Annotated in this window: 9 protein-coding genes; 7 read left to right on the top strand and 2 right to left on the bottom strand. The window is 64.6% G+C overall.

Features of this window, described 5'->3' with window-relative positions:
* The first annotated feature begins 95 nt into the window (after positions 1 to 95).
* The 3 genes from ilvD (at position 96) to GC148_RS12905 (ending at position 3351) form a co-directional block, all read left to right on the top strand.
* Entirely contained in the window at positions 96 to 1823 is a 1728-nt protein-coding gene (gene ilvD / locus GC148_RS12915; protein ID WP_291071283.1) for a dihydroxy-acid dehydratase, read from the top strand.
* Between the two features lie 67 nt (positions 1824 to 1890).
* Positions 1891 to 2898 carry a DUF3137 domain-containing protein gene (locus GC148_RS12910; protein ID WP_291071281.1) on the top strand — a complete coding sequence of 336 codons (1008 nt, stop codon included), beginning with the start codon at positions 1891 to 1893 and terminating at the stop codon, positions 2896 to 2898.
* Positions 2899 to 2973: 75 nt separating this feature from the next.
* Entirely contained in the window at positions 2974 to 3351 is a 378-nt protein-coding gene (locus GC148_RS12905) for a hypothetical protein (protein ID WP_291071279.1), read from the top strand.
* Positions 3352 to 3357: 6 nt separating this feature from the next.
* Here GC148_RS12905 and GC148_RS12900 read toward each other — a convergent pair whose 3' ends face one another.
* Positions 3358 to 5325: an alkyl sulfatase dimerization domain-containing protein gene (locus tag GC148_RS12900; RefSeq protein WP_291071277.1), complete on the bottom strand. Its 1968-nt coding sequence runs from the start codon at positions 5323 to 5325 to the stop codon at positions 3358 to 3360.
* Positions 5326 to 5488: 163 nt separating this feature from the next.
* Here GC148_RS12900 and GC148_RS12895 point away from each other — a divergent pair, with 163 nt between their 5' ends.
* On the top strand, positions 5489 to 6355 hold the full coding sequence (locus tag GC148_RS12895) for an alpha/beta hydrolase (protein WP_291071276.1): 867 nt from the start codon (positions 5489 to 5491) through the stop codon (positions 6353 to 6355).
* Positions 6356 to 6365: 10 nt separating this feature from the next.
* Here GC148_RS12895 and GC148_RS12890 read toward each other — a convergent pair whose 3' ends face one another.
* Complete coding sequence (locus GC148_RS12890; RefSeq protein ID WP_291071274.1) at positions 6366 to 7586, bottom strand: alpha/beta fold hydrolase; 1221 nt, start codon at positions 7584 to 7586, stop codon at positions 6366 to 6368.
* A 185-nt stretch (positions 7587 to 7771) separates the two neighbouring features.
* Between GC148_RS12890 and GC148_RS12885 the strand changes: the two genes are divergently transcribed.
* The 3 genes from GC148_RS12885 to GC148_RS12875 are packed head-to-tail and all read left to right on the top strand — an operon-like array spanning position 7772 to position 13267.
* Entirely contained in the window at positions 7772 to 8506 is a 735-nt protein-coding gene (locus GC148_RS12885; RefSeq protein WP_291071272.1) for a hypothetical protein, read from the top strand.
* Positions 8406 to 10007 (top strand): DNA polymerase Y family protein, encoded by a 1602-nt coding sequence (locus GC148_RS12880; RefSeq protein ID WP_291071270.1) that lies wholly within the window; start codon positions 8406 to 8408, stop codon positions 10005 to 10007. Before GC148_RS12885 ends, GC148_RS12880 begins: the two co-directional genes overlap by 101 nt.
* A complete protein-coding gene (locus GC148_RS12875) occupies positions 10004 to 13267 on the top strand; it encodes an error-prone DNA polymerase (RefSeq protein WP_291071268.1) in 3264 nt (1087 codons plus the stop codon). Before GC148_RS12880 ends, GC148_RS12875 begins: the two co-directional genes overlap by 4 nt.
* Positions 13268 to 13270: the final 3 nt, after the last annotated feature.

Genomic DNA, 13270 nt, shown 5'->3' with positions numbered 1-13270 from the left:
GGGCAAATATTGCCGCTGGCGGCGATCATTTGGCCCTTTTCCGGAAGGAAATTGCGCGCTAGGCCCAATCAGGAACACCGAACGGGAATACGTCAATGACCAAGACTTGGGATAAATCCCGCCTGCCCTCCCGCCATGTGACGGAAGGCCCCGAACGGGCGCCGCACCGCAGCTATTATTATGCGATGGGCCTGACGACGAAGGACATCAAGAAACCGTTCGTCGGCGTGGCGTCGTGCTGGAACGAGGCCGCGCCCTGCAACACCGCCCTGATGCGTCAGGCGCATGCCGCCAGCAAGGGCGTCAAAGTAGCGGACGGCACGCCGCGCGAGTTCTGTACCATCACTGTCACTGACGGCATCGCGATGGGCCATGAAGGCATGCGTTCGTCGCTGGTGAGCCGCGAAGTGATCGCGGACTCTGTAGAGTTGACGATGCGCGGGCATTCCTATGATGCGCTGGTCGGCATTGCGGGCTGCGACAAGTCCCTGCCCGGCATGATGATGGCCATGTTGCGCCTCAATGTGCCGTCCGTGTTCATCTATGGCGGCTCGATCATGCCCGGCCATTTCGAAGGCAAGGACATCACCGTCATGGATGTGTTCGAAGCGGTTGGTGCGCACGCCGCCGGATCGAACGACATGACGGAAGCAAAACTGCACGCCATCGAGAAGCTGGCTTGTCCCGGTGACGGCGCCTGCGGCGGCCAGTTCACCGCGAACACGATGGCCTGCGTGTCGGAGGCCATCGGCCTCGCCCTGCCGCTGTCGTCTGCACTGCCTGCGCCCAACCTCGACCGCGATGAATACTGCGTCGAAAGCGGCAAGGCCGTGATGAACCTGATCGAGAAAAACATCCGTCCACGGGACATCTGCACGCGCAAGGCGTTCGAGAACGCGGCGGTCGTTGTGGCGGCGACCGGCGGATCGACCAACGCCGCGCTGCACCTGCCGGCGATGGCGCATGAATGCGGCGTCCAGTTCGACCTGAAGGATGTGGCGGAGATCTTCGCGAAGACGCCTTACATCGTCAGCCTGAAGCCGGGCGGCGAATATGTTGCCAAGGATTTCGGCGAAGCGGGCGGCGTGCCGATGCTGCTGCGCACGCTCTACGATGCCGGCTTGATCCATGGCGACTGCATGACCGTGACCGGCAAGACGGTGGCGGAAAACATCAAGGACATCGTGTTCAACAAGAACCAGAAGGTGATCCGCGAGGCGCACGATCCGATCTCGCCGAATGGCGGCGTCGTCGGTCTGTGGGGTTCGCTGGCGCCGGATGGCGCGATCGTGAAAGTGGCTGGCCTCAAGAACCTGACCTTCTCCGGACCGGCGCGCGTGTTCGACGGCGAAGCAGCCTGCTTCAAGGCCGTCTCGGAGCGCGCCTACAAGGAAGGCGACGTGCTGGTCATCCGTTATGAGGGCCCCAAAGGCGGCCCGGGCATGCGCGAGATGCTGTCGACGACAGCGGCGCTCTATGGACAGGGCATGGGCGACAAGGTGGCACTGATCACCGACGGCCGCTTCTCTGGCGCAACGCGCGGCTTCTGCGTTGGCCATGTTGGTCCAGAAGCAGCGGATGGCGGCCCGATCGGCCTCATCAAGGACGGTGACATCATCACGCTGGACGCCATCAAGGGCACCATCGACGTGCGCCTGACACCGGCCGAGATGCAGGACCGCAAGCGGGAGTGGAAGCCGCGCAGCACGATGTACGGATCGGGCGCGCTGCAGAAATTCGCCAAGCTCGTGGGCCCGGCCCATGAAGGCGCGGTGACGCATCCGGGTTTCGAAGGCGAGCGCCACGTCTACGCCGATATCTGAGTACGTCTCTTTCCGTCCACGAAAGCGGCCTCTAGGCTGCGCGTGAGCCGCAATGGGGGAACCCGGCATGAGTGAACCCGACGAAGCCGCGACGCCCACGGCGGGACTGGATCTTGCACACCTGCCTTCCGAGTTCGCCGATTTCGGGCGGGTTTACGAACAGGAGATCCGCCCCAGCCTGCTCGCCCGGGAGGCGGAGCGGGAAGCCGCGGCCCGTAAGGCAATCCAGACACGCTGGGCGGGCGGCGCGATCATCGCCGCCGGAGCCGCCCTCGGGCTGATCGTCTTGAAGACGCCGGTTGCCGCAATCATGATCGCGATCATCGGTTTCGGCGTCATAGGCTGGGGCAACATGGGCATCATGCGCATGGCAAGCGAAGCCAAGGCGCTGATCGTGGAGCCGATTGCCAACAGACTGAACCTCTATTTCACGGCCGCTCCCGGGCAGTGCGAATCGATCATGCGTCACCGCGAAGTCGGCGTGGTGCCGGGTTGGGACAGGTCGAAGTATGAGGACCTCGTGACGGGCAGCCGCGGACAAGTGAATTTCGAGCTGTTCGAGGCCCATCTCGAAGAACGCCGCACGACGACGGATTCCAAAGGACGTACACAGACGACCTGGGTGACCGTGTTCCGGGGCCAGTGCCTACGCCTCGACTTCCACAAGAAATTCTATGGCCGCACGCTGATCACCCGCGATGCAGGTTTCTTCAACCGCTTCGGCGGCGCCAAGGGCATGCAGCGGGCAGCACTGGAAGACCCTAAGTTCGAGAAGATTTTCGAAGTCTATACGACCGACCAGGTCGAGAGCCGGTATCTGCTCACACCGGACCTGATGCAGAAGTTGGTGGACCTTGAAGAGGTCTTCCATGGCGGGAAACTGAAGGCTGCCTTCGACGGCGGCGAAATGTTCATCACCGTGCAGGGCGGGAACCTGTTCGAGCCCGGGTCGATGTTCAAGCCGCTCGACAGTGTCGACCGGGTGCAAGAATTGCTGAAGGATTTTGCGGCGGTATTCCAGCTGATCGACGCGGTCACCGCCGGCCGCAGCCGGATGCCGCCGCCCGCAGGCTGAGCGGCGCGCAGGCGTTCATACGGGCTTCATGATGCTGCCGAATAATTGCCGCAGTGCGTTGCGAGACGAGTCTTCATGCTGAGAAACTTCCTGATCCTCACCGCTTTCACCGCAGCCCTTGCCAGCCCGGCAATGGCTGCTGGCAAGACCGACCTTACGACATGCAAGGCCATGCAGGCGGCGCTTGTTCCCCGGCAGACCGGGATCAACGACCTCGTCGCGCAACGTGATGCGTCCGCAGTCGCGCTCGAGGACGCAGGTCAGGCCTGGGAGGATGTCGAGATCCACCGGCTCGTGTCAAAGGGCCATGCCGAAGCTGCGGATGCCGGCAAAGCGGCCTATGAGGCGGCCCGCGCGCAACTGGAGCAGGATGAGACGGCGCTGCAGGATACGCTGCAACAGTTCAATGCCGACGTCGCGGCGTTCAACACGCGGTGCACTCGCAAAGGCTGACCCCGCCTAGGGCGTCACAATCGCGAACGGCTCCGGCGGCGCAGGCGGGTCCAGCACGCCCAGCAAGGTGGCGGCGGCCGCAGGATTACCATCCATCTGCAACACGCCCTTGGCAACGAGATCGGCGGCCTTCTGACCACCGAAAATCATGCCCAGGAAGGCCATCTTGGGCAGGCGCAAGGTGGCGTCAGCCATCTGACCCTCGCCAGCCTCGTGGACCAGCACCGCGTTGCGGATCGTCACAAGCCGGCTTTCGCCGACATCCGGGAAGTCGAACAGGATCGAAACGGATTTGCCGGTCGCCAGGTCGGGATCCACACGCACCGCAAGCATGTCGAAAACCTGTTCGATGGAAATCGCGGAAACGACATCCTGTGACAGTGCAGAGATGGAGGCGGCTTCTGGTGCGACCCGGGCTTCGGCGGCGCCGGTCAGGTACATGTTCCGCCAAAGCGAACCTTCGGCCTGATAGCCCATCTGCTCGAACGCCTGCGCGAGCACCTCTCGCGCGTCCATGTTCGTCGCATCCGCAAACACGATATGGCTGGCGACTTCAGCGGCCCAGCGATAGTCGCCGTCCTTGTAGGCTTTCTGCGCAATGCGAAGCGCCTTGCCGGCGCCGCCCATGGCATCGACATAGCGCTTGCCGGCTTCCTCGGGCGGCCAGGGATTGAGATTGGCGGGGTTGCCATCATACCAGCCAAGATAGCGCTGATACACGGCTTTCGAATTATGGGCCATGGTGCCGTAATATCCGCGATTGTACCATTTCGTGGCCAGCGGCTCGGGCAAGGCGATGACCTCGGCAATCTCCTCGGCGGTGTAGCCCTTGTTCATCAGGCGCACCGACTGGTCGTGGAGGTATTTGTAGGCATCGCGGTGCAAGCCCATGAAGGTGACCACATCGGACTGCCCCCAGCGCGGCCAGCCGTGCGAGACGAACATCACATCCGTACGATCGCCGAACAGGTGGATCGACTCGGTGAGATAATCCGCCCACGCCTTGGAATCGCGCACCAGCGCGCCGCGGGGCGGAAGCACATTGTGCATCGTGGCATTGGCATTTTCTGCAAGGCAGAGCGCGCGCAGGTGAGGCAGGTAGAAGTTCATTTCCGCCGGCGCCTCGGTGCCCGGCGTCACCTGGAATTCGATCTCGATACCGTCGATGACCAGCTTCTCGCCTGTCTCCTCAACAGTATGGGTCGGCGCGATCAGGCTGAACGTTCCGCTGGGCAGTCCGGTGCCGATGCCTGCGCCGCCCTGACCCGTTGGTCCTGGCGTGAGGCGCGTTCCGAACTGGTAGTTCGCACGGCGCGTCATGGCCGGGCCGGCGATCAGGTTTTCGCTGACCGCGTGCTCCATGAATCCGTCCGGCGCAATAATCTGCACTTTGCCGGCATCCACATCCGCCTGGCTGACGACGCCCTTCACGCCGCCGAAATGGTCGCCATGGCTGTGCGTGTAGATCACCGCGACCACCGGCTTGTCGCCAAGATGCTGGCGCACGAGCGACAAGGCGGCCGCGGAGGTTTCGACCGAGGTGAGCGGATCGACCAGGATGTAACCTGTTTCCGAAGCGATCACGCTCATCACCGACAAGTCGAGCCCGCGCACCTGCCAGAGACCGGGCACAACCTCGAACAGGCCGTGATTGTTCATCAGGCTAAGGTGACGCCAGAGGCTCGGGTTCATGGTGTCGTGCGCTTCGCCATCGGCGAAGTCGTAAGCACTGGCATCGAACACAACGCGGCCATCTGCGGCGCGAATCTTCGGATCATCGAGCGTGGCGATGAAGCCTTTGCCCGCGAGCCGCGCTTCGCTGTCATCATCCCACGGAAGGCCCTGTGCAAACGCCTCATTCGCCGCGATGGTGGCTTCGGTCGCCTCCCCGGTCGACGGCGTCACTGGCGCGCCGGACACGGTACAGGCGGCACAGAAGGCGGCCGCGCCCAAGGCTGCGAGGATTTTCTGCATGGACGTCTCCCAGGAACATGTTTCGCGAGACTCATCCGCCCGCGCTCTGTGCGCGCAGACTATCGCGCCTCCGGAATGGCGCAACCGGGGGGATGCCCTGCCCCAACGGCAGCAGTCAACGCCAAGGCTGGACGCTGCTGCACGGCTGGGGCTAACTGGAGCGATGATTACTGGTCCCACTTCCCACAGCTATTTCTCGCAGCGCCTGCGCCTTCATTATGTCGATTGGGGTAATGCCGATGCGCCACCGCTGATCCTGCTGCATGGCGGGCGCGATCATTGCCGCAGTTGGGACTGGGTCGCCGATGAGCTGCGCCATAACTGGCATGTGATCGCGCCGGATTTGCGAGGACACGGCGACAGCAGCTGGTCGGCCGATGGCGACTACACGCTAAGGTCCTGCGTCTATGACCTGGCGCAGCTGATCCACCAGAAAAATCTCTCCCCCGTGACGATCGTGGCGCATTCCTATGGCGGGAACATCTCGCTGCGCTATTCCGGAATTTATCCGGAAAACGTGCGCAAGGTTGTCGCCATCGAAGGGCTCGGACCGTCACCCAAGATGCTGCAGCAGCGCCTGAGCGTTCCCATCGGCCAGCGCATGCGCGAGTGGATCGATGCGAAGCGGGCAGCGGCGGGGCGCAATCCCAGGAAATATGCGACGCTGGAAGAAGCTTATCAGCGCATGAAGGAAGAGAACGGCTACCTGAATGATGCCCAGGCGCGTCACCTGACGATCCACGGCATCAGCCAGAATGAGGACGGCACCTATTCCTGGAAGTTCGATAACCATTTCCGCGTCATGGCGCCCTACGACATGGCGAACGAGGATGTTGAAGCGTTGTGGCAGGAAATCACCTGCCCGACACTGCTGCTGTATGGCAAGAACAGCTGGGCCTCGAACCCTGAAAAGGATGGCCGCATCACCCACTTCAGAAATGCACAGGTGCGCGTCTACGACAACGCAGGACACTGGCTGCACCATGACCAGTTTGACCGTTTTGTCGCGGACCTGAAGGCCTTCCTTTAGGCGGGTTGAATCACGAGAAGTGCAGCCGGCGATACTTGCCCCGGAAGTAGAGCAACGGATCACGGCGTGGGTCGAAATTGGCGCGCAGGACTTCGCCGACGAGGATGATGTGATCGCCCCCGTCATGTATCTGGTGGCGCCGGCATTCGAAGTTGGCGAGCGCGTTGGACAGCAGCGGCGCATCATGCCGGCCGCGTTTCCATGGCGTTTGCTGGAAACGTTCCTCGCCCGGCTTTGAGAACAGGCGCGAGGCGGGTTGCTGGCCGATATGGAGCACATTGACCGCGAAGTGTTCGGCTGCCTCAAGGGCCTTCAGGCTGTTGGATGTCTTGGCCACGCAGACGAGCAACAAAGGTGGATCAAGAGAAACCGATGTGAAAGAATTGGCCGTCAGGCCCACCGGTTCGCCGTCCTTTTCGAAAGCCGTCACAACAGTGACGCCGGTGGCGAAGCAGCCGAGCGCCTCGCGCAGGGTGCGCGCATCTGATCCTGAACGGTATTCCGGCACGAAGCGCGGCACACGCCGCTCCATGAAGGCCAACAGCGTCGCGCTGAACAGGTCAGCGCGGTCTGCAGCAACCACATGCCCGGCATCGCCGATCTCGGCATATTCCGCACCCGGAATTTGTTCGACGATGCGGCTGGCCGAAACCGGATCGGTGATGTCGCTGAGCGCGCCGCGCACGAACAGGACCGGCATCTGGATGTTGGGGGCCGCCGCCTTGAACCGGGCCAGGGCGTCTTCGAGCTGGAAGCGTTCCAGCATGCGGGGATCCCAGGCGCCTTTGGCGGTTTCGGAGGCGGCGCGCAGCACGCCGGCGGCCGCGCGGATATTGGTGAGGTCGAGATCCGGCGGCGCATCGGCAAGCACGAGGCCGGATGCGAGATGCGCCCCTTCCTCGCCTACAGCGGCTGCGGCGACCCATCCGCCCAAGGACGCACCCACGATCACGGGCCGGGAGGGCAGCTGGGCCAGCACAGCGCGCAGGTCTTCGACATAGGCGCTGAAATCATATCGGCCGTCGTCGGGCCATTCGCTTTCGCCGTGGCCGCGCAGGTCCAGCGCGATCACCTGGCGTCCGGCACGCGCGAGGGCGGAGGCCGTTTCCTTCCAGATGTCGCGGGTCTGGCCACCGCCATGCACCAGCAACACCAGCGGATCGTCAGGATCGCCATAGACATCGCCCCTCAGGAGGATGCCGGCGAAACCTTTGAACTGCGTGTGTGCCATGGCGGTCCTCGGTATCCGGGCGGAGCCGGGGTTGATCCAGTGACCTGGATGTAGGGCCAGCCTCTAGCGTGAACATGGCGCCATGGCGAGACGTGGCGCCGCAGGCGGACACAAACCAGCCCGCTGCCGGACTTGCGGGCGGGGCAAGGGATTGACTCAAACCCAAAAGAACAAAATAAGAACATATGGACATTGCCACACTCAAGTCGAAGGGTCTGTTGAGGGCCGTTTCGGCCCCGCCGGTAGCGGCGGTGGGCTTTCCCTTCGGGCTGGGCACGCGCGGCCTGCATGAGGTGGCGGAGGCCGCCTATGGCGACCGGGCCGCGATGACCGGCTTCGTTCTGACGGCGGCCCGGCCAGCGCAGGCAGGCGCCTGGCTGTGGATCACCCAGACGAAATTCGCCGGCGACCTTGGACTGGTGCCGGAGGCCGCGCTGCGCCAGGTGACCGGCGGCGCGCCGCCCCCTCGCCTCAGCCTGACCGCGCGGACGCTGCCGGATGCGCTGTGGGCCGTTGAGGAGGCGGTGGTCTCCGGAGCGGTGAGCCTTGTCGTGGCCGAGATCGAGGCCGCAGACTTCACGGCAACGCGGCGCCTGACGTTGGCCTCCGGGCGTCATGGAGTACCGGTCGTGCTACTGATGCCGCCGACCTGCGAAGGCGCAACAGCCGCTGCCACGCGCTGGCGGATCAGCCCCCGCCCCTCTGCCCCGAACCGGTACGACCCGCACGCCCCCGGACACCCCCGCTGGCGGGCCGTTCTGGAACGTTGCCGCACAGCGCCGAACGCGGCCGGCACCGTCTTTGATCTCGAGTGGAATGATGAAACGCTATCTCTCGGTGTGGTTTCCGGACTGGCCGCTGGACCGGCTGCGCCGTGTCCGGTGGCGCGGGAAGCCATTGCCCGCCGCAAGGCCAGCTAAACCGCCGCCTTTTGTCCTGCATGAGAAGCTCGCCCATGGGCTGACGGTGGCTGCCGCGAACACGTCGGCAGGCGCGGCAGGCATCCATGCGGGCATGCGCTTCAGCGATGCGCGAGTCTGCCTGCCGAACCTGATCGCCGAGGAGATCGACCGCGAGGAGGACGCCCGCGCGCTGAGCGTGCTGGCCCGGTGGATGACCGGCTTCTCCCCGATCGTCGCTGTCGACGGGCTCGATGGGGTATTGCTGGAGACAACCGGCTGCGATCACCTGTTCGGCGGCGAGACGGCGATGGCCGCGCGGCTGGCAGAGCGCCTGACCCGGACGGGCTATGGCCACCGGATCGCGCTGGCCAGTACGCCTGGTGCGGCGCAGGCGCTGGCCCGCTACGCGGCCGCAGAGGGGGCGCCGCAGATCCTGCCGCCGGGAGCCGAGCGCGCGGGGCTGGAAGACCTGCCCACACAGGCGCTGCGCCTGTCGCCGGAGGCGGCCACACTGCTGCGCCGGTTCGGCCTCACGCGGATCGGCCAGCTCTACGGGATCGACCGGAAGGCACTGGCCCGGCGGTTCCAGTCGCGGCGCGCGGCGGATGCGGTCTGCCTGAGGCTCGACCAGGCCCTGGGCCTGCGGGCTGAGCCGATGGTGCCGCTTTGTCCGCCGCCGGAATATCAAGCGCGCCAGCCCTGCCCCGAACCGCTCACACAAGGCGCTGGCCTTGAGGCAGGCTTGCAGCAACTGACACAGGCGCTCTGCGCAGACCTGTCGGACAAGGGCGTCGGCGCGCGGCATTTCGTGTTCAGCGCGTTCCATTCGGATGGGCAGGTCTCCGAGGCTTCCGCCCAGGCCGCGCGGCCTGTGCGTACGCCGGAGCATATCCTGCGGCTGTTCCGGGAAAAGATCGGAACGATCAATCCGGGTTTCGGTGTCGACCTGCTGCTGCTGGAGGCCCGGCGGACGGGGCCGATGGACGTGGGCAGCCGGCCCCTTTCGGGCGACCTCGCCGGCTCGGCAATGGATGAGATTGCGCTGTCGGCGCTGGCAGACCGGATCAATGCGAGACTGGGCGACGGGACCGTGAGCCTGATCCGCTGTGAGGCCCGGTACGCCCCTGACAAAGCCGAGCGGCGCATGCCCTTTACGGGTGAACTGGCCCCAGCTGCACCCGCAATGCCGGCCGGTGAGGCACCGCGCCCGGTGCGCATGCTGGACTGGCCGGAGCGCGTGGACGTGATCGCACAGGTGCCGGACGGACCGCCTCTCAGCTTCATCTGGCGGCGTGTGATGCGGCGGGTCGTGCGTTCGGACGGACCGGAGCGGATTTCGCCGGAATGGTGGACGCACCTGCCCGATACGGACGCGAAACCCGCCCCACTGCCCCGCACGCGGGACTATTACCGGATCGAGGATGCGGAAGGCCGGCGCTACTGGGTATTCCGCGAAGGCCTCTATGATGACGGGCGCGGGCAAATGCCGGAATGGTTCGTACAGGGACTGTTCGGATGAACGGGTATGCAGAACTCGCCGTGACGACGAACTTCTCCTTCCTGCGAGGCGCAAGCCATCCGGAGGAACTGGTGAAACACGCCGCCGGGCTTGGACTGCAGGCGATCGGCGTGGCGGACCGCAACACGCTGGCAGGCGTTGTGCGCGCGCACCTCGCCGCAAAGGAGGTTGGGCTGAAGCTGCTGGTCGGCGCGCGGCTGGTGCCGGTAGATGGGCCGGAACTGCTCGCCTACCCGATGGACCGCGCCGCTTATGGCCGCCTGTCGCGCCTCCTGTCGGAGGGCAAGTTGAAGGCGGAGAAAGGCGCGTGCCATCTGGAACTGGGGGACATCCTCCGCGCGGCCGAGGGGATGATCCTCATCGTACTGCCGCCGGACCGGCCGGAGGCCGCTTTCGAGGCGCAACTATCGCACATCGCCGAGGCGGCGGCGGGGCGGACTTATCTGGCCGCACGCTACAGTTATGCCGGACGCAACCGTGAGCGCCTTGCGCGACTGGCCGAGTTGGCCGCGCGGCACGGCGCGCCGCTGATCGCTGTCAATGACGTGCTCTATCATCAGCCGGAGCGCCGCCCGCTGCAGGATGTGCTGACCTGTATCCGCGAGCATTGCGCCATCGACACGGCTGGCTTCCGGCTTGAGGCAAATGCCGAGCGCCACCTCAAGGACGCGAAGGAGATGGCGCGCCTGTTCAAGGGGTTTGAGCCGGCGTTGGCGCGGACGCTGGAGATTGCCGAACGGTGCAAGTTCAGTCTCGATGAGCTTGCCTATGAATATCCGGACGAGCCTGTGCCGCCCGGCACCACCCCGCAGCTGCATCTTGAATCCCTCACTTGGAAAGGCGCGCGCTGGCGCTATCCCCAGGGTATTCCCGAGAGTGTCGCGATCCAGGTACGCAAGGAACTTCAGCTGATCGAGGAGCTCTCCTACGCGCCCTACTTCCTGACAGTGCATGACATAGTCGCGTGGGCACGGGCTCAGCGCATCCTCTGCCAGGGGCGCGGCTCTGCGGCGAATTCGGCAGTCTGTTTCTGTCTCGGGGTCACCAGTGTCGACCCGGCGGAGACGAGCCTGCTGTTCGAACGTTTCCTTTCGCGCGAGCGCAAGGAACCGCCAGACATCGATGTCGATTTCGAGCATGAGCGGCGCGAGGAAGTCATCCAGTATGTGTACGAACGGTATGGGCGCCACCGCGCGGCGCTGACGGCAACGGTCATCTGTTACCGCCCACGTTCCGCCGTGCGCGAGGTGTGCAAGGCGCTGGGGCTCAGCGAGGACATTTCAGGCGCACTGGCAGGTTCGGTCTGGGGAAGCTGGGGTAGCGGCATCTCGGCGGCGCAGATCGCGGGCGCGGGCCTGGATCCGGCCAATATGCTGATCCGGCGTGCCATCCAGCTGACACAGCAGCTGATCGGCTTTCCCCGCCATCTGTCGCAGCATGTCGGCGGTTTCGTACTGACGCGCGGCCCGCTGATCGAGACCGTGCCTATCGGCAATGCGGCGATGGAGGCGCGCACCTTCATCGAGTGGGACAAGGACGATATCAACGCGTTGGGCATCCTGAAGGTCGATGTCCTGGCACTCGGCATGCTGACCTGTATCCGGAAGGCTTTCGATTTTCTCGAACTGCACAAGGGCCTTCGCTTTGACCTCGCCACCATCCCGCCGGATGACACCGCCACCTATGACATGCTGTGCGAAGGCGACAGCCTGGGTGTGTTCCAGGTGGAGAGCCGGGCGCAGATGAACATGCTACCGCGCCTCAGGCCGCGCACCTTTTATGACCTCGTGATCGAAGTCGCCATCGTGCGCCCCGGGCCGATCCAGGGCGACATGGTGCACCCTTATCTCCGCCGCCGGAAGAAGCTGGAGCCGGTCAACTTCCCCAGCCCCTCGCCGATCCATGGCCCAGCCGATGAGCTTTCGCGCATCCTGCAGCGCACGCTGGGCGTGCCGCTGTTCCAGGAGCAGGCCATGCAGATCTCGATCGACGCCGCCAAGTTCACGCCGGAAGAAGCCAACGGACTGCGCCGGGCGATGGCGACGTTCCGGAGGGTCGGCACGATCCAGAACTATGAGGAGATGATGGTCTCGCGGATGATGGCACGCGGATATGATCCGCTATTCGCCAAGCGGTGCTTCGATCAGGTGAAAGGCTTCGGCGAGTATGGCTTTCCGGAAAGCCATGCCGCTTCGTTTGCTCTGCTGGTCTATGTTTCCTCATGGCTGAAGTGCCACCATCCGGATGTGTTTTGCGCCGCGCTGCTGAACAGCCAGCCCATGGGGTTTTATGCGCCGGCGCAGATCGTGCGCGACGCATGTGAGCATGGGGTGGAGGTTCGCCCGGTCGATGTGAACTACTCCGACTGGGACAATACGCTGGAGCCGGTGGACAAGGGCGATGGTCTCTGCGCGGTGCGGCTTGGATTCCGCCAGCTGGACGGTCTGCGCGAGAGCGAGATGGAAACACTGATGGCGGCCCGGGGGCCGGGCTACACCTCGACGGAAGACCTGCGTCAGCGCACTGGCCTCCACCGCGCACCGCTGGAGCGTCTGGCCACGGCCGATGCCTTCGGATCCATGGGCCTGTCGCGCCGCGAGGCGCTGTGGCAGGTGCGCGGCGAAGTGGTGCACCAGTCCCTGCCCTTGTTTGCGGCCACCGGCGTTTCCGAACAGGGCGAGGAAGCCGGAACGCGGCTGCCGCTGATGCCACCTTCAGAACAGGTGATCCAGGATTACCAGACCGCGCGCCTGTCCCTGAAGGGCCACCCGATGAGCTTTCTCCGTGAGGGATACGGGGCACGCCGGATCCTTCCCACCGCGGAGGCGGTGGCCCTGCCCAGTGGAAGGCGCGTGGAGACAGCGGGGTTGGTACTGGTGCGCCAGCGGCCCGGGTCGGCCAGCGGTGTTGTATTCATAACCCTTGAGGACGAAACCGGGATTGCAAACCTCGTCGTCTGGCCGCGGGTGATGGAGCGTTTCCGCCCCGTCGTCATGGGTGCGCGCATCCTGCACGTCAAAGGGAGGGTCCAGACGGCCGACAATGTGACCCATATCGTCGCCGAACAGCTGACCGACTGTACGGACGACCTGCAGCTATTGTCAGAAGACTCGATACGCGATGCCATGAAGGGCGTGTTGGCGCGGTCCGATGAGGTGGCGCATCCGGTCGGCGAGCGCACGGCGCCGGGTGCCAGACGCGACGGCGCCCGTCATCCCCGCAATGTGCGCGTCATTCCCAAGAGCCGGGATTTTCACTGAGCA

Source organism: Hyphomonas sp., from assembly GCF_016125515.1.
Taxonomy (GTDB): Bacteria; Pseudomonadota; Alphaproteobacteria; order Caulobacterales; family Hyphomonadaceae; genus Hyphomonas.
The sequence above is the reverse complement of the archived record's forward strand: the minus strand, read 5'-3'. Positions and strand labels throughout refer to the sequence as shown.